Consider the following 22,160-nt stretch of genomic DNA (forward strand, 5'->3'; position numbering starts at 1 on the left):
CGGCCAATTATTCATCTCATTAACGCCAGGTTTTACTATGGATACCAAAAAACTATTCAAGCACATACCCTGGGTGATTCTCGGGATCATCGGGGCATTTTGCCTCTCAGTCGTCGCCCTGCGCCGCGGTGAGCACGTCAGTGCCCTGTGGATCGTGGTGGCGTCGGTTTCCGTGTACCTCGTCGCTTACCGGTATTACAGCCTGTATATCGCGCAGAAGGTGATGAAGCTAGACCCGACGCGCTCCACGCCGGCGGTCATTAATAACGATGGCCTGAACTATGTGCCGACCAACCGCTACGTGCTGTTTGGCCACCACTTTGCCGCGATTGCCGGCGCCGGTCCGCTGGTGGGCCCGGTGCTCGCCGCGCAGATGGGCTACCTGCCGGGTACCCTGTGGCTGCTGGCGGGCGTCGTGCTGGCAGGCGCGGTACAGGACTTTATGGTGCTGTTTATCTCCTCACGGCGTAACGGCGCCTCGCTGGGCGAGATGATCAAACAGGAGATGGGTCCCGTACCAGGCTCCATCGCGCTGTTCGGCTGCTTCCTGATAATGATCATCATCCTCGCGGTGCTGGCGCTGATCGTGGTGAAAGCGCTGGCGGAAAGCCCGTGGGGCGTCTTCACCGTCTGCTCGACGGTGCCAATTGCCCTGTTTATGGGGATCTACATGCGCTTCCTGCGCCCGGGCCGCGTAGGCGAAGTATCGGTCATCGGTATCGTCCTACTGGTGGCGTCTATTTACTTCGGCGGCGTGATTGCCCACGACCCGTACTGGGGCCCGGCGCTGACCTTTAAAGACACCACCATCACCTTTACCCTGATTGGCTACGCGTTTATCTCGGCTCTGCTGCCGGTATGGCTGATTCTGGCGCCGCGCGACTACCTGGCGACCTTCCTGAAAATCGGCGTCATCGTTGGCCTGGCGCTGGGTATCGTGATCCTTAACCCGGACCTGAAAATGCCGGCGGTGACCCAGTACATTGACGGTACCGGTCCGCTGTGGAAAGGCGCCCTGTTCCCGTTCCTGTTTATCACTATTGCCTGCGGCGCGGTCTCCGGCTTCCACGCCCTGATCGCCTCCGGCACCACGCCGAAGCTGCTGGCCAACGAAACCGACGCCCGCTTTATCGGCTACGGCGCAATGCTGATGGAGTCCTTCGTGGCGGTGATGGCGCTGGTGGCGGCATCGATTATCGAACCGGGCCTCTACTTCGCGATGAACACCCCGCCGGCGGGTCTGGGCATCACCATGCCGAACCTGCACGAAATGGGCGGTGAAAACGCGGCGCTGATTGCCGCCCAGCTGAGGGATGTCACCGCTCACGCGGCAGCGACCGTCAGCTCCTGGGGCTTCGTGATCTCACCTGAGCAAATCCTGCAAACCGCGAAAGATATCGGCGAACCTTCCGTACTGAACCGCGCAGGCGGCGCGCCGACGCTGGCCGTGGGTATCGCTCATGTGTTCCACAAAATCATCCCGATGGCGGATATGGGCTTCTGGTACCACTTCGGTATCCTGTTTGAAGCGCTGTTTATCCTCACCGCGCTGGATGCGGGGACCCGCGCAGGCCGCTTTATGCTGCAGGATCTGCTGGGTAACTTCGTGCCATTCCTGAAAAAAACCGACTCGCTGGTCGCCGGGATTATCGGTACCGCCGGCTGCGTCGGGCTGTGGGGCTACCTGCTGTATCAGGGCGTGGTCGACCCGCTGGGCGGCGTGAAGAGCCTGTGGCCGCTGTTCGGTATCTCTAACCAGATGCTGGCCGCGGTGGCGCTGGTGCTTGGCACCGTGGTGCTGGTCAAAATGCAGCGCACCAAATATATCTGGGTCACCGTGATCCCGGCTGCGTGGCTGCTACTGTGCACCACCTGGGCGCTGGGCCTGAAGCTGTTCAGCACCAACCCGCAGATGGAAGGCTTCTTCTTTATGGCTCAGCAGTATAAAGAGAAGATCGCCGCCGGTGGCGAACTGACCGCCCAGCAGGTGGCCAACATGAACCATATCGTGGTCAACAACTACACCAACGCCGGCCTGAGCATCCTGTTCCTGGTAGTGGTGTACAGCATCATCTTCTACGGCATCAAAACCTGGCTCACTGTCCGCAACAATAAAGTGCGTACCGACAAAGAGACCCCGTACGTGCCGGTACCGGAAGGCGGCGTGAAGACCTCGTCACATCATTAACCCCGATGCCGGATGGCGCTACGCTTATCCGGCCTACAAAAAAGCGCATCAATGTAGGCCGGAGAAGGCGCTAGCCGCCATCCGGCTTTATTCGTTATCTGGAACTTACAATGTTTGGTAACTTAGGTCAGGCAAAAAAATATCTCGGTCAGGCGGCGAAAATGCTGATTGGCATTCCGGATTACGACAACTACGTCACCCATATGCAAACCAACCATCCGGATCAGCCGTACATGACTTATGAAGAATTCTTCCGCGAACGCCAGCAGGCCCGCTACGGCGGCGACGGCAAAGGCGGCGTCCGCTGCTGTTAATGGAGGCAATAATGGCACCGATTGCAGTCACCCTACTCACCGGTTTTCTCGGCGCAGGTAAAACCACCCTGTTGCGCCATATTCTCAACGAACAGCACGGCTTTAAAATCGCCGTGATTGAAAATGAATTTGGCGAAGTCGCCGTTGACGATCAGCTGATCGGCGACCGCGCCACGCAGATTAAAACCCTGACCAACGGCTGCATCTGCTGTACGCGCTCCAACGAACTGGAAGACGCCCTGCTCGATCTACTCGACAGCCGCGACCGCGGTGAAATCGAGTTCGACCGGCTGGTGATTGAATGCACCGGCATGGCCGACCCGGGGCCGATTATCCAGACCTTTTTCTCCCACGAGGTGCTTTGCGAGCGCTATCTGCTGGATGGCGTGATCGCCCTGGTGGATGCGGTCCATGCCGACCAGCAGATGGATCAGTTCACCATCGCCCAGTCGCAGGTAGGCTACGCAGACCGCATTTTGCTGACCAAAACTGATGTTGCCGGCGACACCGAAAAATTGCGCGAACGGCTGGCGCGCATTAATGCCCGGGCGCCGATTTATACCGTCATTCACGGCGATATCGATCTTAGCCAGTTGTTTAACACCAGCGGCTTTATGCTGGAAGAGAACGTCGTAAACAGCAAACCGCGTTTCCACTTTATGGCAGAGAAGCAAAACGACGTGTCATCAATCGTGGTTGAGATGGATTACCCGGTGGATATCAGCGAAGTGTCGCGTGTAATGGAAAATCTGCTGCTCTCCTTCGCCGAGCAATTGATGCGCTATAAAGGGATGCTGTGGATCGACGGCGAGCCAAATCGCCTGCTGTTCCAGGGCGTGCAGCGCCTCTACAGCGCCGACTGGGATCGCCCGTGGGGCGATGAAACGCCGCACAGCACGCTGGTGTTTATCGGCATTCAGTTGCCGGAAGAGGAGATTCGCGCGGCATTTGCCGGGCTACGACGCTAATCTGCCCGCCTGCGCGCTAAGGCGCAGGCCCCCTTCTCTCCCCGTACATCGTCAAAGACAGGGTTAAAACGTCGTCATCGCGTCGAAAAATGTAAATCAACGTTTTTATAAGTAACAGCAGAAACACTTTTGGAAATAATAAGAAATTCAATGAATAGGACGCTTAATAATTAATGCCCGCCCTGTTCAGTTTCTGTTTAGCCCCCCCATTAAACTGTGGCTAAACAGACCAAATTTGATGATTGACCTCGCCATAACCCAACGTCATTACAACATTTTCAAAACACTTCCCTGACAAACACAGCATAAAAAATCGACGTAAGTCACATTTGCAGAGGTAAACATCGATTGTTAAGGTGCCCTCAGACAAATTTAATGACGAGGAGCAAACCATGAAAAAGCTTAACATCCTGATTGTTGCTGCCCTGACCGCGGTCTCTGGTTCCGCCATGGCAATGGGGTTTACCGTTGAACAAGGTAAGAATTTTACCAACCTGAATATGGAAATGGGTAAATCCTCTTCCGGCCTGTATGCCGAAAGCCACTGGCTGAAGAATACCGATGATGGTAGCCAGACCGGCGGCGTTGGCGCGGGTTACAATCTGGAAGTTGGCCCGGTGATGCTCAACGCTGGCGCGAAAGCTATCTACCTCGGGCCGAAAAAAGGCGATAACGGCGTCGCGTTTCCGGTCGGCGGCGGAGTGAACGTGGCCCTGACCGACAGCATCCACGTGTTTGGCGAAGGGTATGTGGCCCCCGACGGCCTGAACAACAGCGTGAAAAACTATGTTGAGGCGAACGGCGGCGTGAGCTGGTCCCCGGTTGGTCCACTGACCCTGAAGGTCGGTTACCGTCACGTGAGCGTTGACGGCAAAGAGGGCCGCCCAAACCACACCCTGATTGATGGCGCCTACGTAGGCGGCGGGATTACCTTCTGATGAAATCACGTCTCGCCGCGCTCTCTGCGCTGAGCCTGGCGTTGCTGCTCACCGGCTGCACTCAGTATACCTGGGTGAAGCCGGGTTTAAGCGATGCCGACATGCATAAAAAGCTCACCGAATGTGAAGCGCAGGCCCTGGTCGATCTCCCTCCGGATAACGTGGTGACCGGGTCCAGTTCAGAAAAAAGCGACAAAAAGCATAAGAAACAGGATGTTGAAACAAGTTATACGGTAGAAGACGCGAATGAATATCAGCGGGAGACCTTAGTCGACAGCTGTATGTTCAAAAGCGGCTGGGATAAAGTCGAAGTGCAATAAATCTATTATAAAAAAACCTGCCGGATGGCAGGTTTTTTTATGGTCGGGCTTAGCGGCGAATCACCACCAGCTTTTGGTTCACAAACTCTTTGATGCCGAGATCGGAGAGCTCCCGGCCATAACCGGAACGCTTCACGCCGCCAAACGGCAGTTCAGGCGCGGTATCGGTCAGCCAGTTGATATAGACCATCCCGGTTTCAATGGCGGATGCCATCCGTTTAGCGCGTTCGATATCCTGACTGAACACCGCGCCGCCCAGGCCATAGTGAGAATCGTTGGCAAGCGCAATCGCCTCCTCATCGTTTTTCACCACGTAGATCTGCGCCACCGGGCCAAAGAACTCTTCGAAGTACGCCGGGTTGTCGCGGGTGATACCGGTCAGGATAGTGGGTTCAAAGAAGTTACCGTCTCGCGCCACGGGTTTGCCGCCCAGATGCAGCGTGGCGCCGTTTTTGACCGCCTCGTCAACCTGCTTGCTTAAGGTTTCCAGCGCATCTTTAGAGGAGAGCGGCCCCAGCGTGGTGCTTTCATCCAGCGGATCGCCTATTTTTACCTGGCGAAACGCCTCGCTAAATTTCGTCAGAAACGACTCAGCGATGTTCTCATGCAGGATAAACCGCTTGGCGGCAGTACACACCTGGCCGGCGTTGTTCAGCCGCGCCTGGACGCCGATTTTCACCGCGCGATCGAGGTCGGCATCGTCGAGCACCACAAACACATCGTTGCCGCCGAGTTCCAGGGTCGATTTTTTAATATGCTTCGCCGCCTGCGCCGCCACCACGCTGCCAGCTTTTTCCGACCCGGTCAGCGCCGCGCCCTGCACACGATCGTCGGCGATAATCTTCGCCACCTGATCCTGGGAGATAAACAGATTGGTCCACGCCCCATCTGGTGCGCCGGCCTCGCGCACCAGATGAGCGAAGGTCTCCGCGCAGTGCGGCACAATGCTGGCGTGTTTGGCGATAACCGGGTTCCCGGCCGCCAGGTTTGGCGCCAGGACGCGCATCAGCTGGTAATAGGGGAAGTTCCACGGTTCCACCGCCACTAATACGCCGATGGGATGGTGTTCAACCCAGGCGTCGCCGAGTTCGGTGGGATATTTCACCGGCGCCAGCATCGATTTGGCGTTATCGGCGTAATAGCGGGCGATTTGCGCGCACAGTTTCACTTCGCCGCGGCTCTGCTTAATGAGTTTCCCCATCTCCTCGCTGGCGATTTTCGCCAGATCTTCCGCCCGGCTGTCGATCAGATCCGCCAGCTTATGCAGCACCGCCAGACGCGGTTCAATATCGCCTTTCGCCCAGGCAGAATGATAGAGCGCATCCGCCTGCCGCAGCGCCGCCTCCACGTCCGCATCGCTGTGCGCCGGGTACGTTTTAATAAGCTGATTGTTCGCAGGATTCACCGTCTGATAGGCCATATCGCATGTCTCCTTGTTATCGCTATTAAGGCAGTCAAAAATGCCGTTAAGGATATTAAGGGTAGTCGAGATGGCTGGCGATGCGGGTAAAGTTAGGTATATCCGGAATATTCCATAACGGTGGCTAACCGGGGCGACCGTCAGGCCGCCCGGCGTTATCAATGCGCCAGCGCGGCGATCTCATCGGCGGTCAGGCCGGTGATTTTCACCACCGTCTCGCGGGCAATGCCGTCGGCCAGCATCCTCTGGGCAATGCGCAGCGCCTCGGCATGCTGTCCCTCCTGCCGGCCTTCCCGTTTGCCTTTTCTGCGGCCCACTTCCTGTATTCGTTCGGCGATGGTCATCAATCTCTCCCTGTGCTGAGGAACCCGTTGCGCCACTTCCTGGATAAACCGGCCAAAGCGACGCGCGTTGCCAGTCTGCAGTAGATAATTAAACAGCGTTTTTATCTGCCTGTCATTAGCGTCACCGCTAAGTAAAATCGTCGTCAGCTGCTCAACAATCGCCATTAAATCGCGCTGGCGAATATGCTTCTGTATCAGCTCGAGTAATGCCACCCGCCGGTGACGAACGATCTCATCGTCGGGGATCACCGTGATATCCACCAGCGGAAAGGGCGAGGCATAAAGCTCCCTCGCCAGCTGTGGATCGGCAAAGCAGTCCAGCCAGCTGAGCGACCACGGGTATGGCGTGGTCGCTCCGTGATAGAACAGCATCGGCACCACCAGCCGCAGTCTGGTATGACCGCTATCCAGATGGCGCTGCATCGCGGCGATGGCGTAGCGCATCAGGCGAAAAGCCATTTGCACGTCCGGTGAGCTCTGATGTTCGATAACCACATAAATGTATCCCTTGCCAGACGCGGTTTTGAGTGACCACAGCACATCGGAGTACCAGGCCCGCAGGCTCTCCTCGATAAAGCTTGCCGACTCCAGCTGTAAGGTATCGAGGTCGCAGCGCTGACGCAGCGCAGGCGGTAGATGGATCGCCAGGAAATCACGCGCGATGTCGGCCTGAGTGAGAAACTGTTTAAACACCGCATCATGCGGCGTCGAGGTGGTGCCCTTTGCCATCGACTCATCCCTGCCTGCTTATCCTGCAGGGACTCTACCTCCCATAAATGTCGCTGACACCCCGGAAACCGGGATTTTACATTCCGCGACGAAAACATATTTCCCCGGACTGCAAGCGTGACATCCTTTTTCGACGCGGTACGCAAATCCCGGCGGGCGACAGCCTCGGCGCAGCATGCTATAAACGATTTATCCCCTCAGCAAAGGTCGATGCGGTGAACCATACCCGAGATATTCCCCAAACCTTCTGGCGAGACGATCGCCTGCCGTGGCTGGAGCTGCGCAGCACCTGGCGCAGCCGTCAGGCCTATAAGCGCCACAGCCACCCGCAGCTCTCGGTGGGGGCGATTATCGACGGTGAAACGCGCTGCCTGTGCAATGGTCAGGAATATCTCCTGCAGCCCGGGGATCTGATCGTGATCCCGCCGCACGCGCCGCATAGCTGTAATCCGCTGCGTGACCGGCCGCGCAGCTATCATATGCTGTACCTGGAGGCGGCATGGTGCCATGCGCAGCGTCCAGATATTCCCCCTGGCGCCAGTATCACCTCGCCGCAGCCGCTGCTGCGCGACAGCCCTCTCTTTGCCTGTTTCCAGCAGATTGTCGCCCTGATGAGCCGCGGCCGCATTGAGCAACTGCCCGCCCGGCTGGCGCAGCTCCTGCACGCGCTGCCGCTGTGCGCCGCCGCGCCGCAGGCGCCACATCACGCCAGCGCCCTGCTGTTTCAGCGCCTGGCGACAGATCTGCCGGCGCCGCCATCGCTGGATAAGCTGGCCCACGACAGCGCGCTACGTAAAGAGACCGTTATCCGCGCCGTGAAACAGGATACCGGCCTGACGCCCGCCAGTTTGATCAATATGGCGCGCATTGAATATGCGAAAACGCGCTTACGTGCCGGGGACCCTATTGCCGACGTCGGCTATCAGGCCGGCTTTGCCGATCAGAGCCATTTCCATAAAACCTTCGTCAGCTATACCGCCGCCACGCCGCGGCAGTATGCGCAAAGCCGATCAATTTCCGACAATAAGTAATTTTCCACCTGGCGTAGGGTGGCCTCAGCACCATTATCGAGGCCACTATGAATACCTTATCGACTCTCTTCCCCGCCGCCTTTCCGGCGTTAGCCCTGTCCCACTTTGTCGCTCTGCTCAGCCCTGGCCCCGATTTTTTTCTGTTGGTCGGTTACGCTGTACGCTACCGGATCCGCGGCAGCCTCGGACTGTGTCTCGGCATCGCCGCCGGGAATGCGTTGTATATTGTCCTGGCCATCGTTGGCTGGGGGCTTCTGCGCCAGGCGCCGCTGCTGTTTTTACTCATCGAGCTGTTGGGCGCGGGCTACTTACTGTGGATTGGCAGCCTGCTGATTCGCAGCCGTCCCGCGGCGATGGCGGTAGAGAGCGTTCGCGCATCGCGTCCGGGGTTCGGCAAGCAGCTGCTGCTGGGGCTGGGGTCATCGCTGCTCAACCCCAAGAATGCGCTGTTTTATCTGGCGCTGATGACCTCCCTGCTGGGGCCGGCGGTCACCCTGCTGCAGCAAACGGTGAGCGGGCTGTGGATGGTCAGCGTGGTGTTCTTCTGGGATTTACTGCTGGTGAGCGCGATTGCGCTGCCGCAGGTGCAGCACCGCCTGAGCGCCATCGTCTGGCGGGTCGAGCGGGCGGCGGGGGCGATCCTGATGATGTTCGGTCTGTGGATTATCTGGCGATTTTTGCACGACCTCGCCGTCAGGTTATATGCTTAAGTTTATGGAAAAACTCGCTGAACTGAAACGCGCCAAACTGCTGGCGCTGTCGCTGCTGCTGATCGCCGCCGCGCTATTTATCACCACCCTGCTGCTGCCGCCGACGCCATGGGTCAGCGCGCTGAAGGCCATTTCCGAAGCGGCGATGGTCGGGGCGCTGGCCGACTGGTTTGCGGTGGTGGCCCTGTTTCGTCGTATTCCGCTGCCCTTTGTCGCCCGCCATACCGCGATTATCCCGCGCAACAAAGATCGCATCGCCGACAACCTCGGCCGCTTTGTGGAAGAGAAGTTCCTCGATACCCCGTCGCTGGTGGCGCTGATCCGCCGCTATCAACCAGCTCTGATGCTCGGCAACTGGTTCAGCCAGCCGGAGAACGCCCGGCGGGTCGGCCAGCACCTGCTGCAGGTGATGAGCGGTTTTCTCGAACTGACCGATGACGCCCGCATTCAGCGCCTGCTGCGGCGCGCGGTGCATAAGGCGATCGATAAGGTCGACCTGACGCAGACCAGCGCCATGATGCTGGAGGGGCTGACCCGCGACAACCGCCATCAAAAGCTGCTGGATTCGCTGATAAATCAGCTGATCGCCCTGCTGCAGCGCGACAGCTCCCGCGCCTTTATCGCCCGCGGCATCGTGCGCTGGCTGGAGACCGAACACCCGCTGAAGGCCAGGCTATTACCCACCGAGTGGCTCGGCGAGCACAGCGCCGAGATGGTCACCGACGCCGTGAATACCCTGCTGGACGAGGTCACTCACGATCGCACCCACCAGATCCGCCAGACCTTTGACCGCGCGACGCAAAAGCTAATCGATAACCTGAAATCCGACCCGGAACTGGCGCAGAAGGCCGATAACATCAAAGCGTGGCTGAAAAATGATGAGACCTTCAACCGCTATCTTGGCGAAGTGTGGGGCGACCTGCGCGGTTGGGTAAAAAACGATATCAGCAGCGACGACTCGCGTATCAAGCAGCGCATCGCCGAGGCTGGCCAGTGGTTCGGTGAAACCTTACTCCGCGACGAAGCGCTGCGCGAATCGCTTAACGAACACCTGGAGCAGGCGGCGCACCGGGTGGCGCCGGAGTTCGCCGCCTTCCTCACTAGGCATATCAGCGACACGGTGAAGAGCTGGGACGCCCGCGATATGTCGCGGCAGATCGAGCTTAATATCGGTAAAGATCTGCAGTTCATCCGCATCAACGGCACCCTGGTCGGGGGAACCATCGGCCTGTTGTTGTGGCTGCTCTCGCAGATCCCGTCGCTGCTGCATCTGCATATTGGTTAGCAATGATACTATCTGAACAATCGCGCTGAAAAATATTCCACAGGGAGGGCGAGATGATGCACCGGATGACCCGCTGGCTAACCCGGCACGCCGCCGCGCTGTTCTTCCCGGCGGCGCTCATTCTGTATGATTTTTCCGCCTATCTCACCACCGACCTGATCCAGCCGGGGATCCTGCACGTGGTGCGGGATTTCAACGCCGATGTGGCGCTGGCTCCAGCCTCGGTGAGCCTGTACATGGCCGGCGGCATGGCGCTGCAGTGGCTGCTGGGGCCGCTCTCTGACCGGATCGGACGGCGTCCGGTACTGCTCACCGGCGCGCTGATTTTCACCCTCGCCTGCCTGGCGACGCTGTTCACCACCTCCATGACCCAGTTCCTGATCGCCCGCTTCGTGCAGGGCACCAGCATCTGCTTTATCGCCACCGTCGGCTACGTCACCGTACAGGAAGCCTTTGAGGAAAAAAGGTCGATCAGGCTGATGGCGGTGATCACCTCCGTCGTGCTGGTGGCGCCGATCGTCGGCCCGCTCTCCGGCGCGGCGCTGATGCATTTTATCCACTGGAAAGCGCTGTTCGGCATTATCGCCGCCATGGGGCTGGTGGCCTGGCTGGGGCTGCTGTTGACCATGCCGGAGACGGTGCGCCGCGGCGATGTGCCGTTCAGCCCCCTGGGCGTGCTGCGCGATTTTCGCAACGTCTTTCGCAACCGCATCTTTTTGCTCGGCGCCGCCACGCTGTCGCTGAGCTATATTCCGCTGATGAGCTGGGTGGCGGTATCGCCGGTGATTTTAATGGACGCCGGCGGGCTGACCACCAGCGAGTTCGCCTGGAGCCAGGTGCCGGTCTTCAGCGCCGTCATCATTGCCAACCTGTCGGTGGCGCGCTGGGTAAAAGATCCCACTCGTCCGCGCTTTGTGCTGAGCGCGGTGCCGGTACAGATGCTCGGCCTGGCCATCCTGATCGTGGGGAATCTGGCCTGGCCGCACGTCTGGCTGTGGTCGGTGCTCGGCACCTGCTTCTACGCCTTTGGCATCGGGCTGATTTTCCCGACGCTGTTCCGCTTTACCCTCTTTTCCAACGACCTGCCGAAAGGCACGGTCTCCGCCTCGCTGAATATCGTGATCCTCAGCGTCAGCGCCTTATCGATTGAAGGCGCGCGCTGGCTGTGGTTCCATGGCGGGAGACTGCCCTTCCACCTGTTGGCGGTGGTCGCGGGGCTCGCCGCCGCCTGCTGCCTCGCCGGACTGTTACGCCACCAGCGTCAGTGTGCGCAAGCGGTCATTGAAGCCCGGCAGTCGTGACCCCTTTTACGGAGAAAGCCCCATCATGAGTGAGATTGAACTCAGCCCGGCGCAGCGCGACCTGCTGCGCGACAGGCTCAGCAAGTACTGCGAAGAGACGTTTAACCTCGAACTGGAGCAGTTTGACGCTGAATTTTTTGTCGACTTTATCGCCCAGGAGCTGGGGCCGCTGTTTTACAACGCCGGTATCGAAGAGGCCATCCGCACCCACCTGGCATGGAGCGAGCGGATCCAGGAAGAGATGGATTTAAAGAAGGTCTATTAACGCCGCGCGCAGACGCAGGAGATCAATAAAAGCATACAAACAACAGGGTTATAATGGCGACTCTTTCAGCATCTCCCGTGTACGGGGAAGGAAAACCATGTCGCTTATCACCGATCTACCCGCCATTTTTGACCAGTTCTCGGAAGCTCGCCAGAAGGGCTTTCTCACCGTCATGGATCTTAAAGAGCAGAACGTGCCGCTGGTGGGCACCTACTGCACCTTTATGCCTCAGGAGATCGCCATGGCGGCGGGGGCCGTGGTGGTCTCGCTGTGCTCCACCTCTGATGAAACCATCGAGGAAGCGGAAAAAGATCTGCCGCGCAACCTCTGTCCGTTAATCAAAAGCAGCTACGGCTTCGGCAAAACCGATAAATGCCCCTACTTCTATTTCTCTGACCTGGTGGTTGGGGAAACCACCTGCGACGGTAAAAAGAAAATGTACGAGTACATGGCCGAGTTCAAGGCGGTCCACGTGATGCAGTTGCCGAACAGCGCCAGCGACGCGGCCTCCCGCGCCCTGTGGAAAGCGGAGATCCTGCGCCTGCAGCAGGTGATTGAGGCGCAGTTTGGCGCGCCGATTAGCGAGGCGGCGCTGCGCGAGGCCATCGTGCTGAAAAACCGCGAACGCCGGGCGCTGGCCCACTTTTATCGTCTCGGGCAGCTCAATCCGCCGGCGCTCAGCGGCGGCGACATCCTGAAAGTGGTGTATGGCGCCACCTTCCGCTTCGACAAAACCGCGCTGATTGACGAGCTCAACGCCATGGCGGAGCGCATCCGTCAGGAGTGGCGGCAGGGTAAACGACTGGCCTCACGCCCGCGCATTCTGATCACCGGCTGCCCGATCGGCGGGGCGGCGGAGAAAGTGGTTCGCGCCATAGAAGAAAACGGCGGCTGGGTGGTGGGCTATGAAAACTGCACCGGCGCGAAGGCTACCGAGCGCTGCGTGGCGGAAGAGGGCGACGTCTACGACGCCTTAACCGATAAATATCTCGCCATCGGCTGCTCCTGTATTTCCCCTAACGATCAGCGCCTGCAGCTGCTGAGCCAGATGGTGGAGGAGTACCAGGCCGACGGGGTAATCGACGTCATCCTGCAGGCCTGCCATACCTATGCCGTGGAATCGCTGGCCATTAAACGCCATCTGCGCCAGCAGCACGACCTTCCTTATATGGCGATTGAAACCGACTATTCGACAGCGGACCTCGGCCAGCTCAGCACCCGCGTCGCCGCCTTTATCGAAATGCTGTAAGGAGCAGGCGTGATCTACACGGTTGGTATTGATTCCGGCTCCACCGCCACGAAAGGCATCCTGCTGGCGGACGGGGTGATTACGCGTCGTTTCCTCTGCCCGACCCCCTTTCGCCCCGCCGACGCCATCCATGAGGCCTGGGAGACGCTGCGCGCTGGCCTCGCGGAAACGCCCTTTTTAACCCTCACCGGCTATGGCCGCCAGCTGGTGGATTTTGCCGATAAACAGGTGACGGAGATTTCCTGTCATGGCCTCGGCGCCCGCCTGCTGGCACCGGACACCCGCACGGTGATTGATATCGGCGGCCAGGACAGCAAGGTTATCCAGCTGGATGCCGGGGGCAACCTCAGCGACTTTCTGATGAATGACAAATGCGCCGCCGGCACCGGCCGTTTTCTGGAGGTCATTTCACGAACCCTCGGCGCCAGCGTCGAACAGCTGGACGTCATTACCGACGGCGTGGAACCGCACGCCATCACCAGCATGTGTACGGTATTCGCCGAATCGGAAGTCATCAGCCTGCGGTCGGCCGGGGTCGCGCCGGAGGCGATTCTGGCGGGGGTGATTAACGCCATGGCCCGGCGCAGCGCGAACTTTATCGGCCGCTTATCGGCGCAGGGACCGCTGCTGTTTACCGGCGGCGTCAGCCACTGCGCCGCCTTTGCCCGCATGCTGGAAAGCCATGTCGGCATGGCGGTGACAACCCATCCCGACGCCCAGTATGCCGGGGCGATCGGCGCGGCGCTGATCGGCCAGCGTCAGCGGAGGCGCGGATGACAACCTTTCTGTTTTTATTTCATTCCACGGTGGGAGTGGTGCGCACGCGCAAAGCCCTGCAGGCGTCGGGAATGACCTTCGAGGTCAAAGATATTCCCCGCCAGCTGCGCAGCGGCTGCGGGCTGTGCATCCTGCTGGAGGGGACGGAAGCCGATGCGCGAAGCTGGATCCTGCCGGAGCTGACGGCGGCGTTGTATCAGCAGGACGGGGAAGCGTGGCGCTGTCTCGCCACCTTCCCATCGGCAGGTTAATCGCTTACCACAAAGCGCGTCGCCGCGAAGCAGTTCAGCAGGCGGTGCATCAGAAAGACCAGGGTCAGCGTCACCACCAGCGAGACCGTCACCGAGGTGATGCGGTACAGATCGCTGAATACCAGATCCTGATAGGGATGCAGATTCTGGCCAAACATAATGCCGATGGTGGTGATGCTGGCGAAGCCCACCCCGGCGCCCACTTTCTCCATCACGTGCAGACGGGCGCTGAAGGCCAGCCCGAGGCCAATCAGCGGCATCATCAGGACCATGTGGTTGCTGAAGTCATAGATAATCAACTGCACCACCAGAATATAGAGACAGGCCAGCACCACCCCCGCCACGCGCCAGATCGAGCTGATCACCGCCCCGCGATAGTGCATCGGGAACAGGATCAGGATCCCGGCCATCAGCGCTGACAGCGAGTCGCTGAGATCGCAGATCTGAAACACCACGAAGATGATCGTCGCCACCGTGCCGGAGAGCAGCGACTCGTGGCGGATGCGGGCGGCGTCTTTTTCAAGGCGCGGCGGCGGCTTGCGCGGCTCGACGTCCGGGATCAGGTAATGCAGCAGCGCGCTTAGCGCCACCGCCAGCACGCACGCTTCCATGTTGGAGAACATCAGGGTGTGCCAGTTACTGGTCGGGTAGCTCATAAAGTTGAGCATCGTGCTCTGACACACCACCCCCATCGACCCCAGCAGAAACAGCGGCCCCTGGCTCATAAAGCGAAAACGCATCACGTACAGGGCGAACACCACCAGCGTCATGATCACCGGCCACTGCGACAGATAGCCAACGATCAATACCATTTCGACGCAGTTCACCGCCGCGCTGAATACAAACTGGCGGGCGACATGGCGGTTGAACACCGGCACCAGCGACATCAGCATCAGCGGATAAACCACAAAAAATACGCCGTACTGCACGTCGTAGAAGGTGGAGATGCTGAGGGCAATGGTCCCGGCCACGGCGATACGCACCGTCTGGCGAAAATCATTCGCCGTGTAGACGATATTGCCGTGCGGGGTAAAGACGTGCGCCAGGGTATTAATAGACATAGTGCAACCAGCTCACCAGATGGATCTGCAGGCCGGCGAAGGTGCGGGCGAAAGGTCCCTCGCTATTGTACAGCTGCACCGTGGCGCGGGCGCCGGTCGGCAGCGGTTTCTCCAGCGGCTGATCCAGCGCGACGTGAATGCGCATTCGCTGGGCGTCGCGCACCCAGCGGGTGGACTGTTCCGGCTGCGACAGCTGACCGTTAACCGCCTCCTGCCCCGCCAGAATCCCGGCATCGCTGCTGGTGACGTGCGCCGGGAAGACTTCCCCCGGCAGGGCGTCAAAGACCACCGCCGCATCGGTGTTTACCGCGGTGTGGCGCAGGCTCTTCTCACGGAAGTCAGCGACGATATCGGTATTGTTGTTGACCAGCGCCAGCACGGCCGTCGCCGCGGTGGCGTAGATCCCCGGGTTAAGCTGCAGGTTGCTGACCATGCCGTCAGTTTCCGCACGCACTTTGGTCCAGGCCAGGTTCAGCTGCGCCTCCTCCAGCGCGTTGCGGTATTTCTGCAGGGTGACGTTGCGCTTATCGTCGCGCTCGCCGCGCTGGATCAGCAGGTTCTGGATCTGCGCGTTCAGCGCCGAGACCGACTGCTCGCTGGTCTGCCAGGTGGTCCGCACCTTGTCGAGATCGGACTGCGAGACGTTCTGCATGGTGCTCAGGCGCTGATAGCGATCGAGCGTGACCTTATCGTTACGGGCGGTGTACTGCGCGGTGCGCAGGTTGGCGCGGGCGGCGGCGATTTGCGCGTCCAGCTGCTGGTTGCTCAGCTTCGCCTGTTCAAGGGCGATCTGTGCCGCTTCAACTTTATTAATGAATGGCGTTGGGTCGAGCTCATACAGCAGGTCGCCCTTTTTCACCTGGCTATTGTTATGCACGTAGACGTGCGAGACATAGCCGGAGACCCGCGACGAAACCGGGGTCACCACGCGCATGACGGTGGAGTCCGGCGTCAGCGGGATCCAGATATCGGCAACGATAAACCAGGCGAATATGCCCAGAAAAGCGGCAATACTCACCCGTACCCAGCGGGCAAATTTTTGTTCAGGCGTCATCATAGTGTGTTAGATCTTGTTATTTTCTTCGCGGATAGTCCGCAAACGGCAGGCGATTTGATTTAACGTAGCGCTGAAGGTGGCGAGGTCGGCCTCCGGGATGGTCTGGGTTACGCGCTCCTGATAGGTCTCGATCACGCGGCTCAGTTTTTCCAGAATAGCCCGCCCCTCGGCGGTCAGCGTCAGCAGGCGAATGCGTTTGTCATATGGCGATGTGGAACGCAACAGATAGCCCTGCTTTTCCAGTAATGAGAGGGTGCGCGTCAGCGGCGGCAGTTCAATCCCCTGCACCTCCGCCAGTTCGCTGACCGAGACGTTGTCTCCCAGCTGATGCAGCTGCATCAGCACCGTCCAGCTGGACTGGGTGAGTCCCGTATCGGTGATAGCGGAGTCAATAATCGCGCGCCACTGGCGCACCACCATGGCCATCCGCATCCCCAGCGGGCGGCGGGCAAACAGTTCGTCTTCAGTCACAGCTTTTCCTCTCATTGTTGAGAAGAAAATAATACTTATCAGGATAAGTATCAAGAAACGGAAGGTCGCGTCGCATCAATTGATAAATTTCGTGAATGTTTCCCCGGCGTCGCCAGCGCTTACCGGGGCAAAGAAGAAATGATGTCTGAAAAAACCGCACTTTTTAATTGATCTGATCCCGACGCAGGCCGATATCTTTCAGCTGTTCGTCGCTCATTTTCTGCAAAGCTCTGCGCGTTTGCTCCTGAAGCCACCATTTTTTGACAAATCGCGCCAGCAGTACGAAACCGATAAATGGCTGTCTTGCCCTGTTCTCGTGAAATTCCATCCTCTACCTCCTCACCTTGCCAGAGGCTTTATCTTCACGGATTTGGGGGTAAGGAATACAGATTCACAAAAAACTTTTCTTTAACATACAGATTAGCTAAAACGTACAGTAGACCCCACTTTTTACGGCCATCTGTACTGGTTATTCCATCTGTATGGCGGCAATTAAGGATACACATGACCCGCTATCAACATCTCGCGACGCTGCTGGCCGAACGCATTGAACAGGGCCTGTATCGCCACGGCGAAAAGCTGCCGTCGGTGCGCAGCCTGAGCCAGGAGCACGGCGTCAGCATCAGCACCGTCCAGCAGGCCTATCAGCTGCTTGAGCAGCAGCAGATGATTGTGCCGCAGCCGCGATCGGGCTATTTCGTCGCCCCCCGCAAGGCCCAGCCGCCGGTGCCGCCGATGTCGCGCCCGGTGCAGCGCCCGGTGGAGATCACCCAGTGGGATCAGGTGCTGACCATGCTCGACGCCCGCTACGATAAAACGATCATCCCCTTCGGCGGCGGCTCGCCGGACGTGACGCAGCCAAGCCTGAAGCCCATCTGGCGCGAACTGAGCCGGGCGATCCAGCACAACCTCACTGAGGTGTTGAACTATGACGAACTGGCCGGGCGCCGCGAGCTGCGGGAGCAGATCGCCCGCCTGATGCTCGACGGCGGATCGGTGGTGACTGCCGACGATCTGGTGCTCACCAGCGGCTGCCACAGCGCGCTGTCGCTGGCCCTGCTGTCGGTGTGCCAGCCTGGGGACATCATCGCCGTGGAATCCCCCTGCTACTACGGCACCATGCAGATGCTGCGCGGACTGGGATTAAAGACGATTGAGATCCCCACCGATCCGGAAACCGGGATCAGCATCGAGGCCCTGGAGCTGGCGCTGGATCAGTGGCCGATCAAAGGGGTGATCCTGGTGCCGAACTGCAACAACCCACTGGGCTTTATCATGCCGGACGCTCGCAAGCGCGCAGTGCTGAACCTGGCCCAGCGCCACGATATCGTTATTTTCGAGGATGATATCTACGGCGAGCTGGCTACCGAGTACCCGCGCCCGCGCACGATTCATTCCTGGGATATCGACGGTCGGGTGATGCTCTGCAGCTCCTTTACCAAAACCATCGCCCCCGGGCTGCGCATCGGCTGGATCGCCCCCGGTCGCTACTACGACAAGCTGCTACAGATGAAGTACGCCGCCAGCGGCACCAACGTCCCCTCCACTCAGCTGGCGGCATGTAACTTTATTCGCGAAGGCCACTACCACCGTCACGTGCGGCGGATGCGGCAGATCTATCAGCGCAATATGGAGATCTATACCTGCTGGCTGCTGGAATTTTTCCCCTGCGGGATCTGCGTCACCCGGCCGAAGGGGGGTTTTATGCTGTGGGTGGAGCTGCCGGAGCAGGTGGATATGGTCTGTGTCGCCAAACAGCTGTGCCGGCTGAAGATCCAGGTCGCGCCGGGCTCGCTGTTTTCCGCGGCGGGCAAGTATCGCAACTGCGTCAGGATCAACTGCGCCCTGCCGCCGACCGAGAAACATAAAGCGGTGATGGTGAAGCTGGGAGAAGCGGTGAAGGTGGCGATGGAGTGAAGCTGCGGCATTCCCACAATCTGCGAGCCGGTAACCCGGAAAAGGCGCGGTAAGCGCCGCCTCCGGGCAAGATATACGCTCTTTAAACATTCTAAAATCACTCTTACAAATACGAAAAACAAAACAATTCATATAAACAATATTTCATTATTATTGAATAACAATTTTTGTGGTGCAAAACCATAAATACCAATATATATTGGCCCATTCACAAATACATGGTGGCATTTTAAGTAATGCCGTTAAAAAGCATGACTATTAACTTTTAAAGTATAAGCGTAGTCATACAGTTAGCTGAGAGCAAAATGGCAACGATCATCCCAACCATCGGAAGCTGCGGTAACAAGATTACTGCCGGAGAAAAGCGTCTTGCGAGAATTTTTGAAAGCAATCTGAGTAGCGATTGTACTTGTTGGTATGACATTCCTACTGGCGAAAAACAAACACATCCTGATTTCATCATTCTGGATCCTCAGCGAGGGCTGCTTTTTATTGAAGTGAAGGACTGGTATATTTCAAAAATAAAATCCGCTAATAAAACACATGTGATATATGAAACATCAGATGGTGACATTTCTCTAACCCATCCCATAGAACAGGTCAGACAATATTCTTACGGCGCAATTAACTATCTAAAGCGGGACCCACAACTTCTTCAGGACAACGAAAAATATAAAGGACAATTTTGCGCCCCCTACGGTCATGGAGTCTACCTCAGTAATATTACACGTAAGCAGTTAGATAAATACTTTTCCAATAGTGATATTTTTCCTTCTGATATCGTGATTTGTAAAGATGAAATCACCGAGTTTATGTCATCTGAAGAAATATCATTACGCCTATTTTCTTTGGTCAAACATACATTTTCTAAAGAGATAAGTAATAAGCAAGTAGATCGTATACGTTGGCATTTATACCCTGAAATTCGCATCACCCACGCTCTCGATAAACCAGAGAGTTCTGCCAAACCAATATCTGTACTCCGAACGCCGAATATTATAAAAATAATGGATACTCAGCAAGAATTACTCGCCAGAAGCCTTGGTGAGGGGCATCGGATAATTCACGGCGTCGCCGGCTCAGGTAAAACCTTAATTCTCCTTTATCGTTGCCTACACCTGGCGAAAGATAATAATTTAAAGAAACCTATTCTTGTCGTGTGTTATAATATAATGCTGGCCCAAAAATTAAAATCTCTAATAAAAAGCCATCAACTTACGGTTCCGGTTGAAATTACCAACTTCCATGCATGGTGTTATAAGCAAGCAAAAATTAAAAATATTCTCCCTAACTCAAAGCAAAATTTTATAGAAAACCTTGAGCAAGCTGTTATTACTGGTTTTCAAAATAAAACAATAGCAGCAGAACAATATAGTGCGGTATTAATTGATGAGGGGCATGATTTTAAACAGGATTGGCTAAAAATACTTTCTGGAATGGTTGATAGCGAAACTAACTATCTATTATTTCTATATGACGATGCGCAATCAATTTATCAGAAAAAAAGCTCACTTGATTTTACGCTTTCCAGCGTTGGTATCAAAGCTCAAGGGCGTACAACTATTCTTGACATCAATTATCGAAATACACAGCAGATTCTCCACTTTGCTACCAGCATTGCATTTGATTATTTAAATGATCATATTGAGGATAACTTTAAATATCATAAACCAGATGCTGGTGGACTTCAAGGCCAGGTTCCAAACATGCTTGTTTTTGATAACCACCAACAAGAAATCATCCATATAATTAAATGGCTAAAGCAACAACATCATACTGGTGTTAGCTGGAATGACATGGCTATATTATGTCCCTCGACCGCACATCTTTCTGCAATATTAGTAAAAGAGTTAAGGGATTCAAAAATCCCGCACTACTTTATAGCAAGCTCGGAAGATAAAAAACGCTACTCACCACAAAGCGATTTTTTGTCTATTATACCTTTGCCTAGTAGCAAAGGTCTCGAGTTTCATTCAGTCGCAGTGATAGATAGTTCAAACATAATGGGTAATAGCGATGATCTCAGCGACGAGATCAAGCGACTATATGTTGGTTTCACTCGGGCAACCAATAATTTGCTTGTGACTTTACATCAAAAAAATGTGCTCAGCAGACATTTAACCTCAACTTATAATCAAATCTATAACAATGCATAGTAGCCCCCTGTCACTCATCAAAAAACACCATCCCCTTATACGGCTGTTCGCGGCAGGCGGCCAGACGCTGGGCGAGATTGCCGACGTGCAGCTCCAGCTTATGGCCGTCGGGGTCGAGGAAGTAGTGCGAGGCGCCTTCGCTGCGGTTCAGCTTCCAGACCGCCACGCCGGCAACCTCAAGACGAGCGGCGAAGCAGGCGAAATCGGCTTCGCTGATGCTAAACGCATAATGGGTGTAATCGCTCTCCTCCGGCGGGGTGATGCGCCGCTGCGGATCCAGCGACAGGCATAGCCACAGATCGCCGCAGGAGAGATAGGCGCCGCTCTCCCATCGGGCGTGCAGCGTCATGCCCAGCAGCTGCTGATAAAACGCCACGCTCGGCGCCAGCTGGCTGACTGCCAGGGTCAGGTGATTCAGTCCGCTCAGCATGTCTGTTCCTCCAGTGAATTCACAATGAACTGGCGCAGCCATTGATGCGCCGGGTCGCGGTGCCAGCGCTCGTGCCACAGCATCAACATCTCAAAGCCGGCGACCGCCAGCGGCGGCTCGACGACCGCCAGCCCGCTCTGCCCGCGCACCAGCCGCTCCGGCAGGACCGCCACCAGATCGCTATTACGCAGGGTCTCCAGCATAAACAGGAAATGTGGCACGGAAAGGACAACCCGCCGCGTCAGGCCAAGGTTCGCCAGCGCGGTATCGGTCGCCGCGCTGAAGCCGCCTCCGTCCGGGGAGACGATCGCTTGCTCCAGCTGACAGAACGTTTCCAGACTCAACCCTTGCCGCAGCGCCGGATGCCCGGCCCGACCCGCCAGCACGTAGCGCTCGCGAAACAGCAGGCGCTGATGCAGCCCCGGCGTCGCGCCCTCGCGGGTATGGAAGCAGAGATCCACTTCATCGCTGGCCGCCTGCTGCTCCAGACGCGCCGGCTGGAGCTCAAATACCGCCAGCCGACTGCCGGGAGAGGCCAGGCGTAGCCTGCCCAGCATCGGCAGGAGGATCGCCGAGGCCATATAGTCCGTCGCCGCCACCCTCCAGGTCTCCGCCGCCGTCGCCGGATCAAAAGGGCTGACCGGCGCCACCGCCTGCTCCAGCGCGGCTAACGCGGCGCGCAGCGGCTGGCGAAGCTCATCGGCGCGGGCGGTGGGCTGCATGCCGCGCGGGCCCGGCATCAGCAGCGGGTCGGCAAACATCTCCCGTAACCTGGCGAGCTGAATACTCACCGACGGCTGCGACAGATTCAGCCGCTGCGCCGCCCGGGTGACGTTGTTTTCACTGAGCAGCACGTCGAGCGTGCGCAGCAGATTGAGATCCAGACGATGTAAATTAATCACAGCTATACCTGGAATTGAAGTAATTAATTTCTACTATAGCGCCAGCTTTCCTACTCTGCAGATCTTCCCACTTCAG

Annotated in this window: 23 protein-coding genes; 15 read left to right on the forward strand and 8 right to left on the reverse strand. The window is 57.4% G+C overall.

Going from position 1 to position 22,160, the window contains the following annotated elements; genetic code table 11:
- Positions 1-37 precede the first annotated feature (37 nt).
- The 5 genes from btsT to QLG03_RS15480 all read left to right on the forward strand — a co-directional run bounded on the left by btsT (position 38) and on the right by QLG03_RS15480 (position 4,728).
- Positions 38-2,188 (forward strand): pyruvate/proton symporter BtsT, encoded by a 2,151-nt coding sequence (btsT, locus tag QLG03_RS15460; RefSeq protein ID WP_064155471.1) that lies wholly within the window; start codon positions 38-40, stop codon positions 2,186-2,188.
- Between the two features lie 110 nt (positions 2,189-2,298).
- Positions 2,299-2,502, forward strand: coding sequence for a YbdD/YjiX family protein (locus QLG03_RS15465; protein WP_002887451.1), 204 nt, complete (start codon positions 2,299-2,301; stop codon positions 2,500-2,502).
- Between the two features lie 11 nt (positions 2,503-2,513).
- Positions 2,514-3,470: a GTPase gene (gene yjiA, locus QLG03_RS15470; RefSeq protein ID WP_023291844.1), complete on the forward strand. Its 957-nt coding sequence runs from the start codon at positions 2,514-2,516 to the stop codon at positions 3,468-3,470.
- Positions 3,471-3,862: 392 nt separating this feature from the next.
- Positions 3,863-4,408, forward strand: a complete 546-nt coding sequence (locus tag QLG03_RS15475) for a YfaZ family outer membrane protein (RefSeq protein WP_023291843.1) — start codon at positions 3,863-3,865, stop codon at positions 4,406-4,408.
- Positions 4,408-4,728 carry a hypothetical protein gene (locus QLG03_RS15480; RefSeq protein ID WP_032454756.1) on the forward strand — a complete coding sequence of 107 codons (321 nt, stop codon included), beginning with the start codon at positions 4,408-4,410 and terminating at the stop codon, positions 4,726-4,728. The genes QLG03_RS15475 and QLG03_RS15480 overlap by 1 nt, the downstream gene beginning before the upstream one ends.
- A gap of 49 nt (positions 4,729-4,777) precedes the next feature.
- Here QLG03_RS15480 and QLG03_RS15485 read toward each other — a convergent pair whose 3' ends face one another.
- Positions 4,778-6,148 carry an NAD-dependent succinate-semialdehyde dehydrogenase gene (locus QLG03_RS15485; protein WP_255989614.1) on the reverse strand — a complete coding sequence of 457 codons (1,371 nt, stop codon included), beginning with the start codon at positions 6,146-6,148 and terminating at the stop codon, positions 4,778-4,780.
- Positions 6,149-6,306: 158 nt separating this feature from the next.
- The gene (locus tag QLG03_RS15490; protein ID WP_255989615.1) at positions 6,307-7,221 is read right to left on the reverse strand and encodes an Rpn family recombination-promoting nuclease/putative transposase; all 915 of its coding nucleotides are present in this window, start codon (positions 7,219-7,221) and stop codon (positions 6,307-6,309) included.
- A 215-nt stretch (positions 7,222-7,436) separates the two neighbouring features.
- Here QLG03_RS15490 and QLG03_RS15495 point away from each other — a divergent pair, with 215 nt between their 5' ends.
- The 8 genes from QLG03_RS15495 (at position 7,437) to QLG03_RS15530 (ending at position 14,090) form a co-directional block, all read left to right on the forward strand.
- Positions 7,437-8,252, forward strand: coding sequence for an AraC family transcriptional regulator (locus tag QLG03_RS15495; RefSeq protein ID WP_065883234.1), 816 nt, complete (start codon positions 7,437-7,439; stop codon positions 8,250-8,252).
- Between the two features lie 47 nt (positions 8,253-8,299).
- Entirely contained in the window at positions 8,300-8,962 is a 663-nt protein-coding gene (locus QLG03_RS15500; RefSeq protein ID WP_255989616.1) for a LysE family translocator, read from the forward strand.
- The gene (locus QLG03_RS15505; protein ID WP_255989617.1) at positions 8,955-10,247 is read left to right on the forward strand and encodes a DUF445 domain-containing protein; all 1,293 of its coding nucleotides are present in this window, start codon (positions 8,955-8,957) and stop codon (positions 10,245-10,247) included. Before QLG03_RS15500 ends, QLG03_RS15505 begins: the two co-directional genes overlap by 8 nt.
- Before the next feature lie 53 nt (positions 10,248-10,300).
- Positions 10,301-11,548, forward strand: a complete 1,248-nt coding sequence (gene mdtM, locus QLG03_RS15510) for a multidrug efflux MFS transporter MdtM (RefSeq protein ID WP_023291836.1) — start codon at positions 10,301-10,303, stop codon at positions 11,546-11,548.
- Between the two features lie 25 nt (positions 11,549-11,573).
- A complete protein-coding gene (locus tag QLG03_RS15515) occupies positions 11,574-11,813 on the forward strand; it encodes a DUF2164 domain-containing protein (protein ID WP_004204157.1) in 240 nt (79 codons plus the stop codon).
- 97 nt (positions 11,814-11,910) lie between these two features.
- Positions 11,911-13,062 carry a double-cubane-cluster-containing anaerobic reductase gene (locus tag QLG03_RS15520; protein ID WP_032454751.1) on the forward strand — a complete coding sequence of 384 codons (1,152 nt, stop codon included), beginning with the start codon at positions 11,911-11,913 and terminating at the stop codon, positions 13,060-13,062.
- A gap of 9 nt (positions 13,063-13,071) precedes the next feature.
- The gene (yjiL, locus tag QLG03_RS15525) at positions 13,072-13,839 is read left to right on the forward strand and encodes a putative 2-hydroxyacyl-CoA dehydratase activator YjiL (RefSeq protein ID WP_023291834.1); all 768 of its coding nucleotides are present in this window, start codon (positions 13,072-13,074) and stop codon (positions 13,837-13,839) included.
- Positions 13,836-14,090, forward strand: a complete 255-nt coding sequence (locus QLG03_RS15530; protein WP_048296590.1) for a DUF3343 domain-containing protein — start codon at positions 13,836-13,838, stop codon at positions 14,088-14,090. The genes yjiL and QLG03_RS15530 overlap by 4 nt, the downstream gene beginning before the upstream one ends.
- On the opposite strand, the gene QLG03_RS15535 is transcribed toward QLG03_RS15530, so the two are convergent.
- From QLG03_RS15535 to QLG03_RS15550, 4 genes are all read right to left on the reverse strand, one after another.
- Positions 14,087-15,151, reverse strand: a complete 1,065-nt coding sequence (locus tag QLG03_RS15535) for a DUF2955 domain-containing protein (RefSeq protein ID WP_023291832.1) — start codon at positions 15,149-15,151, stop codon at positions 14,087-14,089. The two genes, QLG03_RS15530 and QLG03_RS15535, sit on opposite strands and share 4 nt — an antisense overlap.
- On the reverse strand, positions 15,141-16,208 hold the full coding sequence (locus QLG03_RS15540) for an HlyD family secretion protein (RefSeq protein ID WP_023291831.1): 1,068 nt from the start codon (positions 16,206-16,208) through the stop codon (positions 15,141-15,143). The genes QLG03_RS15535 and QLG03_RS15540 overlap by 11 nt, the downstream gene beginning before the upstream one ends.
- 6 nt (positions 16,209-16,214) lie before the next feature.
- A complete protein-coding gene (locus QLG03_RS15545; protein WP_255989618.1) occupies positions 16,215-16,679 on the reverse strand; it encodes a MarR family transcriptional regulator in 465 nt (154 codons plus the stop codon).
- A 163-nt stretch (positions 16,680-16,842) separates the two neighbouring features.
- Positions 16,843-17,007, reverse strand: a complete 165-nt coding sequence (locus tag QLG03_RS15550; RefSeq protein WP_004204150.1) for a DUF1127 domain-containing protein — start codon at positions 17,005-17,007, stop codon at positions 16,843-16,845.
- A gap of 176 nt (positions 17,008-17,183) precedes the next feature.
- Between QLG03_RS15550 and QLG03_RS15555 the strand changes: the two genes are divergently transcribed.
- Entirely contained in the window at positions 17,184-18,596 is a 1,413-nt protein-coding gene (locus QLG03_RS15555; protein WP_255989620.1) for a PLP-dependent aminotransferase family protein, read from the forward strand.
- A 305-nt stretch (positions 18,597-18,901) separates the two neighbouring features.
- The gene (locus QLG03_RS15560; RefSeq protein WP_019724785.1) at positions 18,902-20,752 is read left to right on the forward strand and encodes a nuclease-related domain-containing DEAD/DEAH box helicase; all 1,851 of its coding nucleotides are present in this window, start codon (positions 18,902-18,904) and stop codon (positions 20,750-20,752) included.
- Positions 20,753-20,762: 10 nt separating this feature from the next.
- Here the strand turns inward: QLG03_RS15560 and fosA are convergent, their stop codons facing one another.
- Together fosA and QLG03_RS15570 are read right to left on the reverse strand one after the other, a co-directional pair.
- Entirely contained in the window at positions 20,763-21,182 is a 420-nt protein-coding gene (gene fosA, locus QLG03_RS15565) for a FosA5 family fosfomycin resistance glutathione transferase (protein ID WP_104467282.1), read from the reverse strand.
- Complete coding sequence (locus QLG03_RS15570; RefSeq protein WP_255989623.1) at positions 21,176-22,084, reverse strand: LysR family transcriptional regulator; 909 nt, start codon at positions 22,082-22,084, stop codon at positions 21,176-21,178. Before QLG03_RS15570 ends, fosA begins: the two co-directional genes overlap by 7 nt.
- Positions 22,085-22,160 lie beyond the last annotated feature (76 nt).

The sequence above is a fragment of the Klebsiella sp. V115_8 genome, assembly GCF_029967715.1.
GTDB classification, from domain to species: Bacteria; Pseudomonadota; Gammaproteobacteria; order Enterobacterales; family Enterobacteriaceae; genus Klebsiella; species Klebsiella quasipneumoniae.